Below are 22,652 nucleotides of genomic sequence, written 5' to 3'. Positions count from 1 at the left end.
CAAAGAATATATCAAAAACCAGTCAGGAGGGTTAGAAACTAAGAAATAAGGATGCTTCGCAGTTTTATATGTTGGTCGGGCATTCATCCCTAAGTTATGGAACGTTAGGGAATTCTGCCCGACATTCGGTTAAACTAGCCAATTCTACCGCTAATATAATCTTGCGTTTTATGGTCCTCTGGATTAGAAAAAATGGCTTGTGTTTCTCCAAATTCGATCATTTCTCCTAGATACATAAAGGCAATATAATCAGAAATTCTAGCAGCTTGCTGCATACTATGGGTGACAATAATCATAGTCACCTTTTCTTGTAATTGACTGACTAATTTTTCAATACTATTAGTAGCAATAGGATCAAGTGCCGATGTGGGTTCATCTAATAAAATAACTTCTGGTTCTGTTACTAAGGCCCTAGCAATACATAAGCGTTGTTGTTGACCCCCTGATAAATCATAAGCTGATTTGTGTAAACGGTCTTTCACCTCATCCCATAAAGCAGCATTCTGTAAAGCTTTCTCTACTTTTTCATCAAGAATACTTCTATTTTTTTCGCCTCTCACCCTTAACCCATAGACCACGTTTTCGTAGATTGACTTAGGGAAAGGATTCGGTTTTTGAAACACCATACTTACCCTCATTCGGACCTCAATAGGGTCAACAGTAGGGCTTAAAATGTTCAAGGAATCTATGCGGATTTCCCCTTCATAACGGTTTCCTGGATATAGATCATGTAAACGATTAAAACACCTTAATAACGTTGTTTTACCACAGCCAGACGGACCAATTAAGGCGGTTACTTTTTCCTGAGGAACAGTAAAATTAACATTTTTAATGGCGTGAAAATCTCCATAATAGAAATTAAAGTTTTTAAGTTCTACTTTAGGATTAATCGTTTCTGAATGATGAGAATTATTAGAAAGCTGCTCTACCATTTGATACCTTGACGTAAACGATAACGTAAATAAATTGCAATACCATTGACCCCTAAAGTCATCATTAACAAAACAGTTCCGGCTGCAGCAGCATTGATTTGAAACTCTTGTTCAGGACGAGATACCCAAGTAAACATTTGAATCGGTAACACTGTAAAAGGGGAATTTAACCAGGCAAAAAATTGCTGAAAATTAAAGAAGGGAAAGGTAGTTTGCAAGGGTAAATAAGGGAACTCGCTACTAATGGGCGGATCTGGTAAAAAAGCAATAAAAGTTAATGCTCCAATGGTAACTAAAGGAGCAGTTTGACCAATTGCACGGGCTAAACCGATGATAATTCCTGTTAAAATACTACCAGAAGAATAGGGTAAAATATGATCCCAGATGGTTTGCCATTTTGTTGCACCCACAGCATAAGAAGCTTCTCTTAAACTAATAGGAATAGCCCTAATTGCTTCACGGGTAGTAACAATAACTACAGGTAAAATTAACAATGCTAAAGTTAATCCTGCGGTTAAAACACTTTGCCCTAACTGGAATTTATAAACGAATAATCCTAATGCCAATAAACCGTAAACGATGGAAGGAACACCAGCTAAATTGGTAACATTAATCTCAATAATAGCTGATAGCAAATTTTTACGGGCATATTCCTCTAAATAAATACCAGAAGCGACACCAAGCGGAATAGAAACAAAAGCGGTTACAAACATAACTAAACTTGTTCCTACCCAAGCAGAAAAAATACCCGCTTGCTCTGCTTTACGACTAGGAAATGAGACAAAAAACTGTGGCGTTAGACGGGGTAAACCTTCAATTAATATTTGTAGAACTAATCCCAATAAAATAAAAATAGCTACAAAAATAATTAATAAACCTAAAATAGCGAAGCAATTATCAATTATTTTGCGCTTAGATATATTATTAATATCGACAAAATTTTCTGATGACATAGATTCAATACTTAATAAATTTCTCGATAACGTCTGGATAGAAAGTAACCAATGATATTTAAAATTAACGTTAATATCACTAAGGTTAAACCAGCAGCAAAAATTGTTTGATATTCCACTGTTCCGTGAGGTAAATCTCCTAAACTAACCTGTGCAATATAGGCCGTAATAGTTGCACCTTGTTGCAAAGGATTGACCGTTAGATTAGGTAATAAACCCGAGGCAATAGCCACAATCATCGTCTCACCAACCGCACGGGAAGCAGCTAAAATATAGGCTGCACCAATACCAGAAATAGCAGCAGGAAATACAACTTTTAGGGACGTTTGTAAACGGGTTGCTCCCATAGCATAAGAACCCTCTTTTAACACCACAGGAACGGCTCTCATAGCATCTTCACAAATTGAACTAATCAAAGGCAGGATCATTAAACCCATAACTAAACCACCGCTTAACATATTAAATGTGGGTAATTCAGTAAATACTTTTTGTAAAAAAGGAGTGACAACTAAGAGAGCAAAATAACCATAAACAACTGTGGGAATAGCTGCTAACAATTCTAAAATAGGTTTAACCCATTCTCTTAATTTTGATGAAGCAAACTCACTCAAATAAATAGCTACAATGGTTCCTAAAGGAACAGCTACTAATAAAGCAACCGTTGAAGTAACAAAGGTTCCCGAAAGAAGAGGTAAAATCCCGTAATGTTTATCGTTAAATAGGGGAGTCCATTGAGTATCTGTCAAGAAATCGAAGATAGATACTTCTTGAAAAAATAGCCAAGATTCTGTTACCAAAATGTAGAGAATACCAAAGGTTGTACCCACCGAAGATAAAGCAGCGAGAAAAAGGGCAAACTCGATCATTTTCTCTCGAATATTACGAAAAAAACGACTCGAGATTTGCCCATTACTATTATCTTTAGATAAAATTCGTGTCATAATTAACGTAATTGAGCAACTTCTTGAGCTAATTTTCGTTTGTGTGCCTGATAATCAGTGCGAGGAATAGAACGAACCTCTTTTACTAATTTGGGGGCATTATCTAAATAATAGTTGACAAACTGTCTCACAGCAGGATTATTTTTTACTGCGTTGAGATTGACATAGATGAAAATAGGACGGGCTAGAGGTTTGTAGCTTCCATTGCTTACGGTTGCAGAAGAAGGAGCAACCCCATCAATTTTTAGAGCTTTGAGTCTATTTTTGTTTTCTTCGTAGTAAGTATAGCCAAAATAAGCTAATGCTCCTTGATCTCCAATAACCCCTTGAACCAATACGTTATCATCTTCACTGGGGGTATAATCAGTTCTACTACTTCCTGATTCACCAACAATTTCATCGGTAAAATAATCAAAAGTTCCTGAATCTGCACCTGGCCCATAAAGCTTTAATGAAGCATTAGGCCAACTGGAGTTAACTTGATTCCATCTTGTGATGTTACGAGTAGCAGCCGGTTCCCACATCTTTTTTAGTTCTGCTGTTGTCACATTTGTCAAGGGATTGTTCTTATTAACTACAACAGTAATGGCATCATAAGCAACAGGAATCTCCATATATTTCACTCCTGCTTCTGCACACATTTTCTTCTCTTTATCTTTAATGGGACGAGAAGCATTGGAAATGTGAGTTTGTACAGCATTATTGCTAGAGCAAAACTTCTTGAAACCACCACCAGTTCCAGAAATACCGACGGTTACTCGAACTCTACCCCTTTGTTCTTTCTGAAACTCCTCTGCAACCGCTTCAGTAATAGGATAAACGGTGCTAGAACCATCAACTTTGATGGTGACACGACCTTGAGAGTTAACAGGAACATTTGTCAAATTAACTAAGAGTATGCCTAATGCAAATGCACCTGCAAAAAGCCAACCATTGACTTTAATTTTCATAGCTGATTACTTCCTAATGGTTATGTTCTTTATTGTTCAAGCGTAAACCCGTCTTATTATTTCAGAAAAAATATAATTTAGGGTTAAAATATAGTAAAAAATAGATTAAAATTCTAAAAATTATTCTTTTGTTAACCTTAGCTTAGTGTAATGATAATTTTTAAGCTAAAGCTATGTTAATTATAATAAAATTAAAAAATTTATGTTTATTCTCAAATCTTAAACATAAACAATTATTAAACACTGAGGTTTAAAGAAGTTATCAGTTGTTAGTTATGACAGCAGTTTTCATTTGCATAGTCACATATTTCACAGTTGATAAAACTAGCTGTTTTAGAGAGTAAACAGGGAAAAAGGAACATAAAACAGGGTCAATTTTGCCTGTAATTGATTGATAATTAATTTACCTTGTTTTATTATTGAGTTTGTATTAACCGGTGGAAGATATCAGCATACATTAAACATTAAAGTTTCAACACTCCCTACGCTCATTTAATTGAAAACTGCTATTAGTGAAATTTACTGCTCACTCTTCACTGTTCATCTTTTGCTTGAGGACGCTGTAAAGAGATGTCTTTCAGTTGTTCTTTATATTGAACAGGGGCTTTGAGAATAGCCTCTTTAAATAAAGTTTGGGCTTCGTTTTCTTGACCTTGTTCTCTCAGTAACATGGCTTTAGCTAACAGTGGACGAAAATCATTTTCATCTCCTTTAATCGCCTGATTATAAATAACTAAAGCATTATCATATTGTTCTTGTTCGCTGTAAATTTCTCCTAAGAGTAATTGCAAAGATGTCAAATTAAAAACACTTTGATCGGCCGATTGATTAGACTCTTCTGCGATCGCTTGATTTAAGGTTTTTTGTACTAAATTAATGGCATCTTGAGAACGATTTTGTTGTAGATAAACATCCACCATTCCTTTTAAAGGTCGCATATCTCCAGGGTTAGCGACCATAATTTGTTGATAGGTATTTAACGCCTCTGGATAATTTTTTAATTGTTGTTGAGATTGGGCTAGTAAAATAGCGTAATCTGGCTGTTCGGGGTTAAGTTGAGCTAAGCGTTGTAAAGGAGCGATCGCAGCTTCTAAGTCCCCTTGTTTCAGTCTGGTTTCCAGTAGTCCTAAGAGTGCATTTTCGTTGTCTGGTTCCCTTTCTAAGACCAGTTGATACCCCAAAGCTTCGTTTTCTAATCTTGTGGTTTCAGGAGTAACGAAAGAAGCTTGCTCCCCTTGACTAGCCTGAACCATACTACTAACAATAGGTAGAATAGAAAAGGAAATTAGAGCTAAGAGCATTAATACTAAGGCAGCATAAACCCAGCGACGGTTCTTTGTTTTAGAGCTTTTCATAAGTCAAAATGCAATATTTAAAATGCTTAGGGAATTAACTTTCCAGAATACACTAATGCGATGAGGGATAGAACTGAAAATTTTGATATTCAGTTGAGTTATTAGTTGAAGAGTAATCTAGACACTGTCTTTAACACGAGTTTTCCACACTATTGGTTTCAACTTTCCATCGATTTCTCCAATTTCTAAAATGGTTGCAAACTCATGACCTTCGACTTCAAGTTGTTGACTTTGATTATCTTTTTGCCCCATTAGTTCTTGCCAAGACTCATTCAAATACCTCGCCGCAAGAGGCGTTCCTGGTGCTGTGATTCCCCCCAAAATGAAAACCGTATTATTATCATGCTTAACTTTGGTTATTAGGACACACTTATTAGTTTCTGTTTCATTATTAAAAGAATACTCATTCCTCTCAGGGTTTGAAATCTCGCAACTATAGATAATCTTGATCTTTGGGGAACGGTTTCGAGACTGATCATCATTATCAATGTTGAATATTTTGTCTGACATTTTTTTATTCTTTTCATTGATATACATTGTAAACTTATTGGAATTAAGGCCGATGGATATGAACACCTTCACTTTGTTATCATTTTTATCAAACTCACTTATAGCGTCATTAGCAAAGCTCATTTTTGGTTTCATTCCGAAATCTTCAAATTGAGTCTGAATCTGGTTCACTGCGTTTAAATCCTCAACTGTTGCAAAATCAGTGTCTTGAAGTAGGAGACTTTGGACACAACTGTGTTTGTCATTTTCTTGGAAGGCTTGAATAAGCTCGTCCTCGGAAATGGCAGCATCCCATTTTTGTAAAAGCATCACCTTAAGTAATAATAACCCAAGGGTTTCAGAACCTCTTAAAAAAGCTAACGTCCAAAATTGGTATGCTCCCTCGGAAATTGATTGGTTTTGAAGTTTTTCCTGAATCTTTTGGAGCGTAGCTTTTGGAAAAACAGGTACAACAATGTAAATATTCTCTATTTTTTCTTTTTCTAAACCAAGGAATTTAAGAAAAATTTTCTTCTGTCCTTCTTTAATCCATGATTCTTTTATGCCGACAAAGATAATAAATAGCGAACCGGCCAAGGCTGAAGTAGCAACACTATTGATGATATCCAAGCTATCAGACGGGATAAAAAACCCAGGCCATTCAAATGTCAACCCTTGATCAGTTTTGTCAATTTTTTCTAAAGTATATGGTAAAAAAATGGTAATAATATTAACACGATAGAACCGAACAGAAACCATCGTGCCATCTTCTCTGGCTCAGTTTTAAAATTAAAAAATAATGTTAAGGCTGTCTTCAACCATTGCATAGTATAACTCCGAAATCCAAATCTCAATTAATTAGATCATAATAGTACTAAAAATCTTCTGACATATAAGCAATTTTCTATTTTATCTTCAACCTCTTCGAGAGAAAAACTGGTAATTTTGGCTAATACTTCACTGATAGTCTGTAAATTATCGGTTTCATCTTGATTTTACCCAATAATTTCAGCAATATTGGCAATGATTGCAGTTTCATACACCAAACTAAGGCCAAAACCACAATAGAGAACCAGTGCCTAATAAACAGAAAATACCCATTATTCCGGCTAAGGGTTGCTGATAAATACCAATGATCCAGTCTTTACCTTTTTCTGTGTAGGAAATCATTTGAGCAGCATCTAAAGAAGCTAACCCCCATACCCAACCTGCATGAAGTCCCCCGGCTAACCAAATACTTCCTCCATCAGTCCATCTTGCTACCACCAAAACCATTCCCATTAAGCACAGTCCAGGTAACTGAGGAATAGTGGTTTGTCTTTCCCATAGTAAATGAACTAGAGCAAAAATACTACTGACTATGATAGCACTCAACCAAGGGTCATAATCTTTTTCTAAAATTGTTTGAAAAATTCCCCGAAAGACGAATTCTTCGTTTAAGGAAATCCAGATAGCTAGTCCTAAAATTGGCAAAGCAACCTTCCCTAGTTGCTTTAGGTTCTCAGACTCCCATTTTAGCCATCCTAGACCCCCTTCCACGGCAAAAACGACTCCTAACCCTCCCAAACCCAACAAAATACCTATGCCCAGGGAAATCAGGGTATTCCCTTGCCAGGATAATCCATAGTCGGATAATGAAGTGCCTTCGACAACTAGGGTTAACCAACCTAAAAAGGGAACCAATAAATATAAAGGTACTAAAAGAGGTATTTTCTGTTCTGCTTCTAAAGGTTCAAAGGGTTTCCAGTTGAGCCTTTTTCCCAAAAGTAAAGCTATGGGTAGCCAGAGGATTAACCATATTAATAGGAAAAGAGCGATTTTACTCTGACTAGGAATATCTTGGAGTGTTATTAACCAATGAGAGAGTGGGGAAGGTAAAAATACTTCCCTTATATGCGTATATTGGGCAACAGCAAAACTATTTTCAACCCTTATCAATAACATGATGATGGTGGATAAGTGGGCAAGTTCTTATCTGACCATAACACATTGCTTTTCTGGTTTCTATTTCATCATGTAATTGCCATTGATTTCATGGGAGCGATCGCTTTTACCCTTGCCTAATTAAACTCAGAAAGTACTCAAAGTTGATCTTTTCTTTTGACTTGGGTTTAGCGATTTTAGTCCCATGTTTACTGGTTACTCAATAACCTTTAGGCCGCTTCTTCTTCTTCTTCAGCACCAACCTGTTTAAGATGAATATGTTTGTAGCCTAATTTAATTTCAAATTCGTCCCCTGGTTTCAATCCCATCTGCTCAGTATAGGTTGAACCTATGACAATTTGACCATTCTTGTGAACACTGACTCGGAATGTAGGTTCACGGCCACGACCATCTTTTGTCGCTCCAGGTTGTAAGGGAACCCCTTTAGCTGCCAGAATGGCATCATAAAAATCAGTTAGGTTAACACGAACTTGTCCATCTTTTGTAACTGAGTAATAGCCACATTTTCTGGCTGTTTCTCTCCGAGGAGTATCGGTCAACTTTTTTAATTCCGTAAGTAAGTCTTTTCCGGTTTTCGGAGTGGGATTGGGATCAACGGTGTCAGCCATAATTTTATCAATCTCCTTTGATTTTCTCTCAATGATGACTTGTTTATTTAGATCATTATTGATCATATCAAAAATATACCCTTAAATTCCTAAATTAAACAAAAAAATTTTCAAGAATTATGAAGTTGATAACGGGGAGTTTAAGGGGACAAATTTGTTCGAGTCTACTCAAACCGAGATAAATTACCCTGCTATCTCCTCTGGGGTTGCGGTTGTTGAACCCGAAAATAAACGTTTAAAACTCCAGTCTAAATAAGTCTAAAAGGTTGATTATAGTTAAGTTTGCTGAGAATATTAATACTGTGGAAAAGATCCAGAGACTAACCTCAGTAGATCAAAAACTTACTTGTTTGGGCTGCAAGGGAGCAGGGAGTGGGCAGAAGGGGAGATTATTTTCAAACTTTTTCGAGTAAATAAAGTTTTTTAAGGGATATAAACCTTAGTTCTCTGACTTTAACTCGTTATTTTTGTTTTTTTGACCATGATTGCTTTCTCCCATGCTCCGGTCTTCCTACTCCCCCGCAATCCCAACTAGGATCTTTGTGATCTACTGAACCTTGGGAAGTGTGGGGAGAATTAAGATATAGTTAATGTCTTGTCTTCGGACTCTTCCCTCTCTCAACACATAATTTTCCCAGGCCGAGTAGTGTTTAGTGTGGGAAAATTTTCACCATTCAAACCCTAAGAACGAGATACCATAGAGAAAGATCCATCCACTTTATTATGCTCTGATGAAAGTATTGTTTAAAGTCTGGCGACAGAAGCCCGATCAAAGTCCTCAGCTACAGAGTTATCAACTAGAAGTTCAAGCGGGCAATACCATCTTAGAATGTTTAAATCGTATTAAATGGGAACAAGATGGTAGTTTAGCTTTCCGCAAAAATTGTCGCAATACGATCTGTGGTAGTTGTGGCATGAGAATTAATGGTCGTTCGGCTTTGGCCTGCAAGCAAAATGTAGGACAAGAGTTAGAAATGATCTCTGCTTCTGATAATGGGGATATACCAACAATTACCGTTGCACCTTTGGGCAATATGCCGGTGATCAAAGATTTAGTAGTTGATATGTCTGGTTTTTGGGATAAACTGCAAGAGGTCGATCCCTACGTCAGTACCAAAGGGCGCAATATTCCTGAACGAGAATTTTTACAGACTCCCGATGAGCGATCGCAGTTGGATCAGACGGGTAACTGTATTATGTGTGGGGCTTGTTATTCTGAATGTAATGCTTTAACGGTTAATCCTGAGTTTGTTGGCCCCCATGCTTTGGCTAAAGCACAGCGTATGGTGGCAGATTCCCGTGATACGGAGATAGAGGAGCGTTTGGAGAGCTACAATCAAACAGAACAGGGGGTTTGGGGTTGTACTCGTTGTTATTACTGTAATGCGGTTTGTCCTATGGAGGTTGCCCCTATGGATCAAATATCTCATCTCAAACAAGAAATTTTAGATCGCAACGATGCTCAAACCAGTCGCGCTATTCGTCACCGTAAAGTGTTGATCGATTTGGTGAAAGAGGGTGGTTGGATCGATGAACGAAAATTTGGTGTCTATGTAGTAGGTAATTATTTTAGAGACTTACAAGGGTTACTTTCTCTTGCACCTTTGGGGTTGAGAATGTTAAGCAGTGGCAAGTTTCCTGTTTCTTTTGAACCTTCGGAAGGAACTCAAGAGGTGCGATCGCTTATTGACGCAGTAAAAAATTATTCAACAATTGAGTGATAATTCTCTTGTTGCTGGATCTTTGTGGCGATTGCCTTAATTTTTTGAGAGATCGCTCCTTATTGGTACAGACGCTCTGGGTTCATAAACGGATAATTTACAGGTGTAGAATTTTTGTGTAGGAGTCAATTAATATTCACTCCTACTGTTTTAATAACTTAAGCTTTAAGGAATATCACGAGTATCAACCTTTTTACCTTCTGCATTGAGTAGGGTAGCAGTGTCTCCTTTATTGCTCCAAACTCCTCCCCGTTCAGAGTAGAATAAGAAACCTCCTGATTCAGCTTCATATTTATTGCTATAGACTTTAATCTTTTGTCCGGGTTCAAGTTTAATTCCTTGAGGAAAGTAATACTTTTTATCCTTAGTTGAAGAGTTAAGTGTCCAGCCTGATAAGTCTGCTGCAATAGTTCCAGTATTGGTAATTTCTACATATTGATCCGCTTTATGATCATCTGTAGATTTATAGAAAAGATCACTAATTTTTACTTCACTGAAAGGTGCAACCGTGGGAATAACATCAATAGGAAACTGCTCATCCCAAACAGCATTAACAATGGTTCCATGTTTCTTGTTAGGACTTTCATCGGTAGCGATATCTCCATATCCTTTATTCAGAGGCCAATATCCCACTAAACAGTCTTCATTTCCTGTTAAACCTTGGGACATATTGGCTTTTATTTGGTCAGCAGAAAGGGCTTTTTTCCAAACTTGTGCCTCAGCGATTTTACCATAGACAAAATAGCCAGCTTTATCATTTGAGCCAATATACATGGGGTTAGTACTTATATCAATTTTCCCACTGAAAACAGTATTATTAACCTCGACTCCATCCACATAAAGACGGATAATGTTACCGTCAAAGGTTCCTGTATAATGATGCCATTTTGTCATATCTACATCAGTTAATTTTGCTGTGCAGGAATACCATGTTCCTGAATAAATATAAAACGTAAAGCTTTTATCTCGTAGGTTATGCTCAAGAATGTAAGAGGGATGTCTGAGCAGCCGTGAAGTTTTTATGGCATTAGCAGCATTTTTTGCCCAACAAGAAACGGTAATGGCATCAGTGGGAGAAGGAGGGGTTTTCAACTTGTACATAGTCTCCACTACCATCAAATTTTAAGACATATTGCCGTGCGTTGTCGCCGCTTCCTTGCTTACCCAGTAAGGGAAGTTGTTCATCTACCACTGCCCCATAAATCTTACCGTGATTTTCATTCTCGGTTTCATCCGTGGCGGTATTATTAGCAACATCATTGAGAGGCCAATATCCTGCTAACCCGTCTTCATCACCTTTTAAGCGAGTAAACATGGTCTCTTTAATGTCAGCCTCGGAACGGACTTTATTCCAGAGACGCACCTCCGTCATTTCCCCTTTATACCAGTTTGAACCACTGCCATCTAAATTAACCCCTATCCTAATCTGAGTTTTATCCACCACTAACTCGTGTCCTATGGGTGATTCTTTTTTGAGTTCCCCATTGATATAGGTTTTAGCTGTTGTACCGTCATTGGTAATAGCCAGATGTTGCCACTTATTCCACTGTATTAGGTTAGAATCTGAAGCGATATATAAGTTTGTAGTCTCAGTTGTGTGAAAACAGTGTGCGAGAAAAGCTGCCTTATTTAGCCAGATATTAAAATTACGACCAGGTTTGCCGATGATACCTTTCCAGTCTTCATTGGGAACACCGTCGGTCTTAATCCATACTTCTACAGTGTAGTTATTCACCCGTAAAGCTTCACTATCAGCGACGGTGATGTAGTCTCCATCTCCATCAAAATACAATACGGATTCTCTATTTTGTGTCATGATTGTGAGTTCTTGATAAACTGATGACCACAATCTTGACAGCCTTATTTAGGTTTTTTATTATGAATACTCCCATTTTTATTAAACCGCTTTGAACCACAGTTAGGACAAGAATCTTCAAACTTTTCAAAAGGTAATACTATGAGTAAAAAGAAAAGGGTATTTAATAAATTTGACATTAATTAAAAAGGATAAGAATACAAGTTTTAATTTGATATAAACACATTATAACTGAATGGAACTGCTCTTCAGTATTTTTGTCTCTCAAATAATTCAAGTGAACTACTAAAGACTATTTCACTACATGGGAATCACTACCCAAAATTATTCATAAAACCATCATCGTAATACTGGTTATTGGTGGTAGATTGATTGTGTCTTGCTTTTAATCTCGCAAAACATAACCTACACCGCGAACAGTTTGAATGAGTCGTTTTTCTTGTTCTGCTTCTAATTTTAGGCGTAAATAACGGACATAAACTTCAATAATATTAGAGTCTCCCATAAAATCGTAACCCCATACTCTTTCTAATATTTGATCTCGAGTCAGAACTTGTTTTGGATGGGACATTAAATACTCAAGTAAATCAAATTCTTTGGCCGTAAGTTCGATTAAGCGATCGCCTCGAAAAACTTGACGGGTGTTACAGTTTAAGCTAAGGTCTAAAAATTCTAAACAATCAGGGTCTTCCTGTTGATTTCTTCTTAAGTTTGCCCTGACTCTAGCTAATAATTCTTCTAGATTAAAAGGTTTAACAATATAATCGTCTGCCCCTGCATCCAAACCAGTCACGCGATCGCTTATATCATCTTTAGCAGTTATGAGGATGATGGGAACTTTACTCCCAGTTTGTCGCAGTCTTTTGCAAATATCTACCCCTGACATTCCTGGTAACATCCAATCCAATAAAATGAGGTCAGGATCGCTTTCTCTGGCGTTAGATAGTCCCGACAAACCGTCATTAACCACTGTAACATCATAGCCTTCATACTTTAGTTCTAATTCGATAAATTGAGCAAGTTTTGCCTCGTCTTCAACCAGTAAAATTTTGGGGTTACTCATAGTAGTTTTCAATTGAAGGTATCAATATTTTAGTTAAGTTTTCTTCTTCGTTTTGAAGGTTTCCATAGAAAAGGTAAGAAACCACCAATAATTAAACCACCTCCTAGACAAAAGGAGAGTAAAACACCGATGGGGAGTTGAATCGATTCCCAGAACAAGAATTTTAGGGAAACTGCGGTAATATTTTGAATAGAAAAAATAGCGATCGCTCCTATCCAAAAAGCCATTATCACAGCAACTATAACATTTGTTAATCCTTTGAGCATAGGTATTATTTGTTCATTTTTATTAGAAATTAGCGATAAAATCAAGTAAAATTTCTTGATGAATATCACCCAAAGGACGAACATCATCCAGTTTCTTAGAATAACATTGTCCTTTTTTAATCTCTTCCGGGGAAACTAACCCTAAGTCCGCCCCTTCTCGTAAGATTAAATCGTCCACCGATACTGTTAATTCTGCATGAAAAATATGGCGTAAAGCCCTTTCATCATCATAACGACGGAAAAAAATTGGGTTTTCAAGTTGATAATTAATCTCTTCTATAACCTCTCTTTTAACCCCTATTTCTGGGGTTTCTCCAGGTTCGAGATGACCGCCAAAAAAACCCCAGCGATCGGGATAAATAATCGTAGGAATATTATCCCGTAACTGCATCAAAAAACGACCCTCTTGATACAAAATAGCTAAAGCGACAGAAGGAATATTATTTGGTATTGCCTTTGTGGGGGAGGAGAAACTCATTGGGATCAGTTTGAGAAACAGGTTTAACTTGGGTTTGGGTATCAACTACAGGTTGAACCGTTGAGGTACGATCAGGGGCATTAGCCTCTAGTTTTTCAACCTCTAAGATATACAACTCTCCCATATCTTGACCACCGATAGGAATTGCTTGATAAGTAACTTTTCCTGTGATCTGCACGGTTTCCCCGGTTTGGGGTAAGGGCCCGTTGGTAACTACCCAAACGGTTCCTGTTGCATCTTGTAGTTGATAAGAACCACTACCCATAAACGGGGCCTGATCGACCACTTTTCCCTCTAAAGAGATAATAGCTTCTTCTGACGTGGTTTCGGTGGAGGGTTGGGGAGAAAGTTCCCCAATGGGGGTGATAGAGTTTTGCGCTAACCCTAAATAGTTGATGGGGGTACAACCGATCAAACTTCCAACTAGAAGGGCAAAAATACCACCATGAACCCCTCGAATGTTTAAAACTTTCATGATGAGTGCGGTTAAATTGATTGTCTTGATATAGGCTAAGCTATAGGACACCATAAATTACTCCTACGTTCCACATTTATTATGCTATCTATGTCTTCTGAAACTGCTTCTTTGTTAAACGGTAAAGCATTAGCGCAAAAAATTCAGGGAGAATTGAAAATAACGGTTGAAAATTTACAAGGGAAGATTGGTCGTCCTCCTGGTTTGGCGGTTATTATGGTAGGAGATAACCCGGCTAGTGCTGTTTATGTTCGTAATAAGGAAAAGGCTTGCGCTAAGGTAGGAATTGCTTCTTTTGGTCGCCATTTACCCACGGAAACGCCACAGGAAGAGGTGGAAGCTTTAATTCATCAATTGAATGCAGATGAACGGGTGGATGGTATTTTGGTACAGTTACCTTTACCTCCCCATTTAGATACGGTGAAGTTACTCCATGCGATCGCCCCTGAAAAGGATGCTGATGGTTTGCATCCGATGAACTTGGGCCATTTAATACGGGGTGAGGATGGGTTACGCAGTTGTACACCAGCAGGGGTGATGCGTTTATTGGAAGAGTATAATCTAGATGTTGCTGGTAAACACGCTGTAGTGGTGGGACGCAGTATTTTGGTTGGTAAACCGTTATCTTTGATGTTGTTGGAAAAAAATGCAACGGTGACGATGGCCCATTCTCGTACTGCTGACTTAGGGGAAATGACCCGTCAAGGGGATATTATCATTGCTGCGGTGGGTAAACCTAATTTAATTACGGGGGAGATGGTTAAACCGGGTGCAGTGGCCATTGATGTGGGCATTAATCGTATTATGACAGAGGAGGGTAAGTCTAAGTTAGTGGGTGATTTTGAGTTTAATTCTGTTTCTCAAGTCAGCAGTTATATCACACCTGTTCCTGGGGGTGTTGGACCGATGACGGTGGCCATGTTATTACAAAATACTGTTTTGAGTTATCAAAAATTCCAGTAGTTCTATTCAACAGGTTCGAGACGAATTAATTTACCATTATTATCATCGGTTAAAACATAAATAAACCCATCGGGACTTTGTTTAATATCCCTAACCCGTTGTTCAAATTTTATGGGATATTTTTCTACAATTTCACCAGCGTCATTTAAGTCAATACGTATCACTTCTCTGGCCACTAAACCTCCTGCAAATAAGTCTCCTTTCCAGTTAATAAACTTATCCCCATCATAAAAAGTTAGTCCCGAAGGTGCGATCGCAGGAGTCCAAACCACCAAGGGATCAACCATCCCTGGAAGCGATCGCTTATCGGATATCTCACCCCCAGTATATTCCCTACTATGAGTCACCACGGGCCAACCATAGTTTTCTCCTGCTACAATCCTATTAAGTTCGTCTCCACCCCTTGAACCGTGTTCTGTTGACCATATTTGACCTGTTTTCTTATCCATGGTCAACCCTTGTATGTTACGATGACCATAACTCCAAACAGCAGGGTTAGCATTTTCCTGGTCCAAAAAGGGATTATCATCAGGGATGCTACCATCGTCGTTGATGCGTATAATTTTACCTAAATGACTGTCAAGCTTTTGCGCTTGTTTGCGAATCAACTCACCGTTGATTTTTACGGGTGGGTTTCCTCCGTCTCCAATGGACGCTAACAAGGTTCCATCATTCAACCACAATAAACGAGACCCGAAATGTTGTCCCCCTCTCTTCATGGGAGACACCTCGAAAATAACTTTAACGTCCCGTAGTTGATTCTCTTCTAAGGTAGCACGGGCGATGCGAGTTTGGTTATTGTTGCGAGTCCCCGAACTATATGTTAAATAAATATAACCATTTTCGCTAAAATCGGAGTGTACCGCTACATCCAACAACCCTCCCTGACCCACTGCAAGGACTGCTGGAACCCCTTGAATGGGTTGGGGTTCTAATTTACCATTTTTGACAATACGGAGTCTTCCAGGGCGTTCTGTAACGAGTAGATCACCATTGGGTAACCAGTCCATACCCCAAGGACGTTCTAACCCTTCTGTTACTGTAACTTGTTTAAATTTTTGTTGAGTTTGTGATAGTTGACTGGTTTGATTAGTTGTTGGTTGAATGGTGGAATTATTAGAAGAATTTGAAGCTGATAAACAGCCTCCTACTCCTAATAAAATGATAGCGTTAAATATAGTCAAATAAAATATTTTAAAGTTAATTAATTTCATAATTATTTTGTCAAATTCAAGCTATTCATTGCAGCCCTGATTATATCATAATACGGCTTTTTAGTGACATCAACTTCTTGTGCTTCTTGACGATTTATTCCTAATAGTCCTTTTCTTTGTCCTTTACGAATAGCTAAAATTTTACCTTGAGAATTTTTGATTTTTAACTCCTGTGCTTTTTCCGAATAAAAACAAATATAATCTTTTCCTTGATAACTAAAACTATTATGGGGTTTTATTATTACACCATCAGGTAAACGAACACCAACTATTTCTAATTCTATATTAACCTCCCCATTCCAACTATTTTCGTTCAATTTATAAGCAATATCCAAACGTTTTGGTAAGGGAAAATAAGAACCAAAACGCCAAGCGATCGCCTTTATTTCTTGACCATCATCTTGACCCAATACTAATTTGAGATGATTTTTTCCTACAGTTCTTTGTTCCAATATTTTCACATTAGGAGTCCAAAAGACAGGAAAAGCATTTTGTATTCCCCAAGGTTGTAAACTATCGATATTCTCATATAACTGAGCATTTAACTGTTTAAAATCTGCTTTTCCATCGATTTTTACTAAAGGTTTGAGGTGATGAGGTTCAAGTAATTGATGAGCAAATTGACTCAATCTTTCCTGAAAAGCCATTAAATTATCACTCTTTAAATTGAATCCTCCTGCGGCTTTATGTCCCCCATATTTTCCCAATAAATCATCACAATATACCAAGGATTCAAAGATATTAAATTCTTCAATACCTCTAGCAGAACCTCTAATTTTACTATAATCTTCCTCTTCATAAGTACCAATAAAAACAGGAACTCCGTAACGTTCAACCAAACGAGAAGCAACAATCCCAATAACTCCGTGATGCCATTGAGGATTAATAACAACTAAAACCCTATCCTTTTTATAATCAATAGGAGTTTTTCTAATCAAATCAATCGCTTCTTGCTCAATTTCTTCACATAAACTTTTTCGTTGACCATTAATTTGTTCGCATTGCATAGCCCTTTCCAAAGCCATTCCTGGGTCATCGGTTATTAATAGTTCAATAGCAGTTTGTGGATCACCAATTCTTCCCACTGCATTAATTCTTGGACCCAATTTAAAGCCAATATCATCCGGTTTTAATTGTTTTTGTTCTTCACTAACCCCTGCTACTTGCATTAAAGCTTGAATCCCTGCTAATTGTGAATTTGGTAACTGCTTTAATCCCTTTTTTAACCAACGACGATTAACCCCAACCAAAGGAGCTAAATCAGCAATAGTTCCTAAAGTAAATAACTCTAATAACGAGTCAATAATCTCCTCACTTTTCTGTAAAGCTTCAGCAAGTTTTACCGCCAAAATATAAGCAACTCCTACACCAGCTAACCCGCGATAAGGGGATTGAATCGGTAATAATTTAGGATTTAAAATAGCATCAGCAGGAGGCAAATTTTCTGGTAAATCATGATGATCCGTAATAATAACTGTTAACCCTAATTCTACAGCTAGTTTGATCGGATTATAAGCAGAAATGCCATTATCAACGGTTAAAATGACACCTACACCTCCTTCAGCGAACTTTTCAACAATTCTTTCATTAATGCCATAACCATCTTTCATACGACTAGGAATTTCATAATAAGCGTCCCCTCCTAAATGATTAAAAGCGCGTAATAACAGAGAAGTGCTAGTCATTCCATCAGCATCATAGTCACCACAAATAGCAATTTTTTCCTCCGTTGCGATCGCTTCTTTTAATAGTTCAATACTGGGCAATAAATCAGGAAATTCTATTAAAGGATCGGGCAAACTTTCCGAGTCTGGGTTAATATAAACTTGAGCTAACTGAGGACTATCAATACCTCGATTTAAGATTACCTGAGCGAGTAAAGGAGATAGTCCCGTTTCTGCTACTAATGTTTTAACTTGATCTGCCTTAGGAGAGGCAATATACCACCTTTGATCTGGTAATTTCATGTAAATTTATACTATAATTTAAAGAGCTTATTATAACAATTATCGAGATAATAGGAATTACAACCTCAATTTTTCCAGCGAAAAGTTTTTGGACTAAGGTTTAAATTATCTCCTATTTTCAACAACTTCTGACTTCTAACTTAATTAATCATGCCCCTCATTCAATGGTATCCTGGACATATTGCCAAAGCAGAAAGACAACTCAAAGAACAACTCAACCGTGTAGATGTTATCTTTGAGGTCTTAGACGCTCGCATCCCTCTAGCGTCCCATCATCCAGACGTTCCTGGATGGATAGGGAATAAGCCCAGACTGGTGGTACTTAACCGTACCGATATGATACCAGAATCGGTGCGTCAAGACTGGTTAAGCTGCTTTGCTGCTCAGGGAGAGACACTTTATTGTACCAATGCTAAACAGGGTAAAGGAATTAAAGCTTTAAAAAAAGCAGCACAAGCTGCTGGCGTACAAATGAACCAAAGAAGAAAGGAGCGGGGAATGCGGCCTCGTGCGGTTCGAGCGGTAGTTATAGGCTTTCCTAATGTGGGAAAATCAGCGTTAATTAACCGTTTATTGGGGCGTAAAGTGGCAGCTAGTGCTAGACGCGCTGGAGTAACTCGTCAGTTGCGATGGATACGTATATCTAATGCTCTCGAGCTTTTAGACGCACCTGGAATTATTCCTGCTAAGTTGGAGAATCAAGAAAATGCTGTAAAGTTAGCTATCTGTGAAGATATTGGGGAAGCGGCCTATGATAATCAACAGATTGGAGCAGCATTAGTTGACTTATTAGTTGAGTTAAATTTTGAGAATATTTTATCATCTCGCTATCAACTTGATCCTCAAAATATAACAGGAGAAGAATATATTGAAAGTTTAGGATACAGCAGATTTAAAGGGGATACAGAACGAGCAACTATGCAATTATTAAATGATTTTAGAAAAGGAATTATGGGACAAATTCCCTTAGAATTACCGCAATTAATAGAATAAACTTAATTGATCAATTTTCACTACTTGCCTACTATCAAGACTAATCTAAATTATTAAGAAAGGGATGGTTGGCAATTATTATAGGCAGCATCTCAAAGTTGCAAATTGTCCTTGATTGATAATAGTTGATCTGATGAATTTCCCCCCGTCTCCCCATCTCCCCCTCTCCCCGTCAAACTCCAAGAATAAGTTTTTGGCAAAAATGGGATGCTCCCTTATTATAAACCATTTGCCCACCCTATACGCTTCTGATATTTGGCAAAAAAAGGTCTGGAAAATGTTATTTAAACAAAACGTACTTGATTTTCGATTTCAGTTAAATGAGACGTATCACCTCCTAATTCTATATCCCATTTGTCATTAATTTTTACTAATTTCACTAAACAACATAAAGAAGCTTTAAAACTAGGAGTTTCTTTTGTTAATCCTTGGGTTAATCCTATCACAGAAGCACCATGAGCAACTAATAAAATTTCCTGAGAATAATCCCTAACTAATTTGTCAATAACTTCGGCCATTCTTTTTATCATTGTTACTTCCGTTTCTGGATATTTAGGAACTAGATAAGAAGAATAATTCCAGTCAATATGAGGATAATCTTTTTCTAATAATTCTCTTGGGTGAGTTTCGGGATTTTCACTCATCCAATTGGGATTATGCCATTCTCCAATACCTGCTTCTAATTTTATGGGAAGATCGAGGATTTTTGCAACTTCAGAAGCGGTTTGAATAGTACGTAAAAAAGGAGAAGCAAAAATATGACTAATTTTTTCTTTTTGTAGACGTTTTCCTAATTGTTTTGCCTGAATAAAACCATCTTCTGATAAGGGTGGATCATAGCGTTTCTTAGCAGTATTAAACCACTCGGGGTTAACAAAATCAAGACGGTTTCCATGACGTGCTATCCAAACAGTTTGAGGAGATGACATAAGCAATTAAAATTAAGAGTTTAGTTATTGTTAATATAGCAAAAAATGATTAAGATATCTTTTATATACTTAATTTGTCATTAGGAAGAACGAGGAATCTCTTTAATTATGGATAATGGACAAAAAATTAATTATAAATCCCTAAAATGTCATTCCGTGGAACGAGTAATTTCCATCACTTACTAACGATAATGCTTAGTACTATATCATAACTTATTCAAGTTTTTTATTCAAAAATAACATAACATATTTAGCATGAGAATAATTTAAAATTCTAATTCATCTTCTTCAATAATTTCTGGTCTTCCTATTACTCTTTGAACATTACTACTGGTTTTTGATGTTTGCTTTTCTAAGTGATCATTATTAATATTATCATCTATTCCTTCTTTCATAGTCAATTCTTCTAGAGTTTTATCTGATGATTCTATATCATCTGTTGAAGCAGATTTATCAGTTGTGAGATGATGCTCTTGATTAATAAAATATTCATTGTTAGCAATTATTTCTCCCTTAAAGAGTTTAGCAAATTCTTCTGCTACTTCTTGGATTTTATTATCAGAAACTTGAATGTTATCAATATTACTTTCAATTGGTTTATTTATAGATATATTATAATTTCCTTGTGTTTCTTCTTGTTCTTTTTGCTTATTATAATTGTGTATTTCTGTACTGATTACAGGTTCTTTATTTATATTATCTTGATTATAATTATCTAATTTTTTTTCATTTTTGACAATATTATTCTCGTTATTTTGATAAGTAACTTTCGGAGGTATAGAAGGAAAATTATGTGATGGATTCACTATTTTAGAAGCGTTTCCAACTTGTAGATTAACTTTAACTTTGTGACCGACAACTTCTTGAAAAGCTAATTCAATTTGAGGTAGTTTATCCTGTGCTGTTTTGAGAAGTGTTTTAACTTTAATTCCAACAGTTGCTACTGTACCTTGATAACTGATTAAATAGCCATGTTGTTTAATTAATGCTGAGGATAACAAGGGAAGTTTATCTAAAATTAACTGCCAAATTTGTTCTAAATCAATATCATCATTAATAATTGTTTTTTCTGATGTTTCAGTAATAGGTTGAGGTGGTTTAGATATGTGTTCTTTTTTCTCTTTTGGCGGATTTTCAATAACTTTTGACTTGGGTTCTTGTGGGGGAAATGTAGTGGTTTTAGCTTTAATATTATTGTTAGTTTTGGCTAGTATATTAGACGAGTTTATAATAACTTCTGGTGTACAAGCATCTGGTAATAAACCTAATAATGTAACTTCTAACCATAAACGAGGTTGAGTCGTATTTTTTAACTGAAATTCGCTTTCTTTAAGTTTTTGTTGACCCCTTAAAATTGTTTCGGTTTGCCACTGGTTAGCTTCCGTACATAAATCATTCCAAGTGGTAGAAGTTACGGCAACTAAATCAGACCTTTCTGGTGCAGTTTTCGCAATTAATAAGTTAAGATAAAACCCTGCTAAATTTTGTAATACAACTAAAGGTTCTCTACCTCTATCCATCAATTTTCGACAAGATTCGATCACAATTTCTGGGTTATTAGAATTGATAGCTTGTAATAAAGATAATAAATCTCTCTCAGGAACTGCCCCCACTAAATCCCATACTTTTTCTGACGTAATACATCCTGATAATAAACTTAGTTGATCTAATAAACTCTCCGCATCTCTTAAACCACCGTTAGCAATTTGGGCTACTAAAGTTAAGGCTTCTGCTTCAATTTCTATGTTTTCTTTTTCAGCAATTACTGTTAAATGACTAACCATCGCTTCTAAAGGAATACGGCGATAGTCGAAGCGTTGACAACGAGAAATAATAGTAGGTAAAACCCGTTGCGGATCAGTGGTTGCTAAGACAAAAATAACCCGTTCTGGTGGTTCTTCTAAGGTCTTTAATAAAGCATTAAAAGCAGCCACACTCAACATATGACATTCATCGATGACATACACTTTATAACGACATTGTACCGGGGCAAACTGCGATCGCTCAATAATTTCTCGAATATTATCCACCCCTGTGTTACTGGCCGCGTCTATTTCAATCACATCCAAGGCCGAACCCCTAGCGATCGCCCGACAGACCTCGCATTGACCACAGGGCGAAGCAGTAGGAACATCCACCGCCAAACAATTGAGTGATTTTGCTAAAATTCTAGCACTGGAGGTCTTTCCTGTTCCTCTGGGCCCTGTGAATAAATAAGCCGGGGCAATGCGTTGACTGGCGATCGCATTATTTAAGGTGGTGGCGATCGCTTCTTGTCCCACTAAGTCGGCAAAGGTTTGCGGACGATATTTATGATGGAGAGGTTCATAGGATGACATGGTTTCAGCAACTAACAAAGGGATCTTCTATTATGCCCGAGAGTAATCTGGATCTGGTTTAAAACATTTGTATTATAACTAAATTTTTAACCTAATGTCGGGCAGAATTCCCTTATCCAAGCTTAGGTTAGGGATGAATGCCCGACCAGTAAACAAACTGCGAAGCATCCATATTCCAGAATCTTGTGTTACAATCAATCTTGGTTGCGACCCACCCGAACGTTGGACTATCAGACAGCCTAACATCAAAGTAAAG

General features: G+C 37.1%; 21 protein-coding genes. 3 read left to right on the top strand and 18 right to left on the bottom strand.

The annotated features are described in order from the left end of the window. Positions 1-134: 134 nt before the first annotated feature. From pstB to QNJ66_RS14210, 8 genes are all read right to left on the bottom strand, one after another. Positions 135-932 carry a phosphate ABC transporter ATP-binding protein PstB gene (gene pstB / locus QNJ66_RS14245; RefSeq protein WP_300508025.1) on the bottom strand — a complete coding sequence of 266 codons (798 nt, stop codon included), beginning with the start codon at positions 930-932 and terminating at the stop codon, positions 135-137. Next, positions 926-1,885: a phosphate ABC transporter permease PstA gene (gene pstA / locus QNJ66_RS14240; RefSeq protein ID WP_300508023.1), complete on the bottom strand. Its 960-nt coding sequence runs from the start codon at positions 1,883-1,885 to the stop codon at positions 926-928. Before pstA ends, pstB begins: the two co-directional genes overlap by 7 nt. A gap of 11 nt (positions 1,886-1,896) precedes the next feature. Then, on the bottom strand, positions 1,897-2,826 hold the full coding sequence (gene pstC / locus QNJ66_RS14235) for a phosphate ABC transporter permease subunit PstC (RefSeq protein WP_300508021.1): 930 nt from the start codon (positions 2,824-2,826) through the stop codon (positions 1,897-1,899). 2 nt (positions 2,827-2,828) lie between these two features. After that, entirely contained in the window at positions 2,829-3,776 is a 948-nt protein-coding gene (locus QNJ66_RS14230; protein ID WP_300508019.1) for a PstS family phosphate ABC transporter substrate-binding protein, read from the bottom strand. A gap of 533 nt (positions 3,777-4,309) precedes the next feature. Continuing rightward, positions 4,310-5,131, bottom strand: coding sequence for a tetratricopeptide repeat protein (locus QNJ66_RS14225; protein ID WP_300508017.1), 822 nt, complete (start codon positions 5,129-5,131; stop codon positions 4,310-4,312). A 117-nt stretch (positions 5,132-5,248) separates the two neighbouring features. After that, complete coding sequence (locus QNJ66_RS14220; RefSeq protein WP_300508015.1) at positions 5,249-6,379, bottom strand: hypothetical protein; 1,131 nt, start codon at positions 6,377-6,379, stop codon at positions 5,249-5,251. Between the two features lie 288 nt (positions 6,380-6,667). Then, positions 6,668-7,564 (bottom strand): CPBP family intramembrane glutamic endopeptidase, encoded by an 897-nt coding sequence (locus tag QNJ66_RS14215; RefSeq protein ID WP_300508013.1) that lies wholly within the window; start codon positions 7,562-7,564, stop codon positions 6,668-6,670. A 209-nt stretch (positions 7,565-7,773) separates the two neighbouring features. Beyond that, on the bottom strand, positions 7,774-8,172 hold the full coding sequence (locus tag QNJ66_RS14210; protein ID WP_300508027.1) for an AbrB family transcriptional regulator: 399 nt from the start codon (positions 8,170-8,172) through the stop codon (positions 7,774-7,776). A 731-nt stretch (positions 8,173-8,903) separates the two neighbouring features. On the opposite strand from QNJ66_RS14210, the gene QNJ66_RS14205 reads away from it, so the two are divergent. Then, positions 8,904-9,893 carry a succinate dehydrogenase/fumarate reductase iron-sulfur subunit gene (locus QNJ66_RS14205; RefSeq protein ID WP_300508011.1) on the top strand — a complete coding sequence of 330 codons (990 nt, stop codon included), beginning with the start codon at positions 8,904-8,906 and terminating at the stop codon, positions 9,891-9,893. Positions 9,894-10,058: 165 nt separating this feature from the next. On the opposite strand, the gene QNJ66_RS14200 is transcribed toward QNJ66_RS14205, so the two are convergent. From QNJ66_RS14200 to QNJ66_RS14175, 6 genes are all read right to left on the bottom strand, one after another. Then, the gene (locus tag QNJ66_RS14200; RefSeq protein ID WP_300508009.1) at positions 10,059-10,994 is read right to left on the bottom strand and encodes a LamG-like jellyroll fold domain-containing protein; all 936 of its coding nucleotides are present in this window, start codon (positions 10,992-10,994) and stop codon (positions 10,059-10,061) included. Next, a complete protein-coding gene (locus QNJ66_RS14195; protein ID WP_300508007.1) occupies positions 10,960-11,709 on the bottom strand; it encodes a LamG domain-containing protein in 750 nt (249 codons plus the stop codon). The genes QNJ66_RS14200 and QNJ66_RS14195 overlap by 35 nt, the downstream gene beginning before the upstream one ends. A 385-nt stretch (positions 11,710-12,094) precedes the next feature. After that, positions 12,095-12,772, bottom strand: coding sequence for a response regulator transcription factor (locus QNJ66_RS14190; RefSeq protein WP_300508006.1), 678 nt, complete (start codon positions 12,770-12,772; stop codon positions 12,095-12,097). Positions 12,773-12,801: 29 nt separating this feature from the next. After that, positions 12,802-13,038: a lipopolysaccharide assembly protein LapA domain-containing protein gene (locus tag QNJ66_RS14185; protein WP_300508004.1), complete on the bottom strand. Its 237-nt coding sequence runs from the start codon at positions 13,036-13,038 to the stop codon at positions 12,802-12,804. A gap of 22 nt (positions 13,039-13,060) precedes the next feature. After that, entirely contained in the window at positions 13,061-13,516 is a 456-nt protein-coding gene (locus QNJ66_RS14180) for an NUDIX hydrolase (protein WP_300508002.1), read from the bottom strand. Continuing rightward, on the bottom strand, positions 13,479-14,045 hold the full coding sequence (locus QNJ66_RS14175) for a DNA-binding protein (RefSeq protein WP_300508000.1): 567 nt from the start codon (positions 14,043-14,045) through the stop codon (positions 13,479-13,481). The genes QNJ66_RS14180 and QNJ66_RS14175 overlap by 38 nt, the downstream gene beginning before the upstream one ends. 36 nt (positions 14,046-14,081) lie before the next feature. Between QNJ66_RS14175 and folD the strand changes: the two genes are divergently transcribed. Then, positions 14,082-14,954: a bifunctional methylenetetrahydrofolate dehydrogenase/methenyltetrahydrofolate cyclohydrolase FolD gene (gene folD / locus QNJ66_RS14170; protein WP_300507998.1), complete on the top strand. Its 873-nt coding sequence runs from the start codon at positions 14,082-14,084 to the stop codon at positions 14,952-14,954. Positions 14,955-14,956: 2 nt separating this feature from the next. Here folD and QNJ66_RS14165 read toward each other — a convergent pair whose 3' ends face one another. Both QNJ66_RS14165 and recJ read right to left on the bottom strand, forming a co-directional pair. After that, complete coding sequence (locus tag QNJ66_RS14165; RefSeq protein WP_300507996.1) at positions 14,957-16,168, bottom strand: PQQ-dependent sugar dehydrogenase; 1,212 nt, start codon at positions 16,166-16,168, stop codon at positions 14,957-14,959. A 2-nt stretch (positions 16,169-16,170) separates the two neighbouring features. Next, positions 16,171-18,135 (bottom strand): single-stranded-DNA-specific exonuclease RecJ, encoded by a 1,965-nt coding sequence (recJ, locus tag QNJ66_RS14160; RefSeq protein ID WP_300507994.1) that lies wholly within the window; start codon positions 18,133-18,135, stop codon positions 16,171-16,173. A 150-nt stretch (positions 18,136-18,285) separates the two neighbouring features. Between recJ and ylqF the strand changes: the two genes are divergently transcribed. Further along, positions 18,286-19,128: a ribosome biogenesis GTPase YlqF gene (gene ylqF, locus QNJ66_RS14155; protein WP_300507992.1), complete on the top strand. Its 843-nt coding sequence runs from the start codon at positions 18,286-18,288 to the stop codon at positions 19,126-19,128. Positions 19,129-19,412: 284 nt separating this feature from the next. On the opposite strand, the gene QNJ66_RS14150 is transcribed toward ylqF, so the two are convergent. Continuing rightward, positions 19,413-20,057: a histidine phosphatase family protein gene (locus QNJ66_RS14150; protein WP_300507990.1), complete on the bottom strand. Its 645-nt coding sequence runs from the start codon at positions 20,055-20,057 to the stop codon at positions 19,413-19,415. Positions 20,058-20,323: 266 nt separating this feature from the next. Continuing rightward, entirely contained in the window at positions 20,324-22,396 is a 2,073-nt protein-coding gene (locus QNJ66_RS14145) for a DNA polymerase III subunit gamma/tau (RefSeq protein ID WP_300508026.1), read from the bottom strand. Positions 22,397-22,652: the final 256 nt, after the last annotated feature.

The organism is Crocosphaera sp., assembly GCF_030064895.1.
Lineage (GTDB): Bacteria > Cyanobacteriota > Cyanobacteriia > Cyanobacteriales > Microcystaceae > Crocosphaera.
Note: the sequence above shows the minus strand (reverse complement) of the source record. Positions and strands in the feature narration are given on the sequence as shown.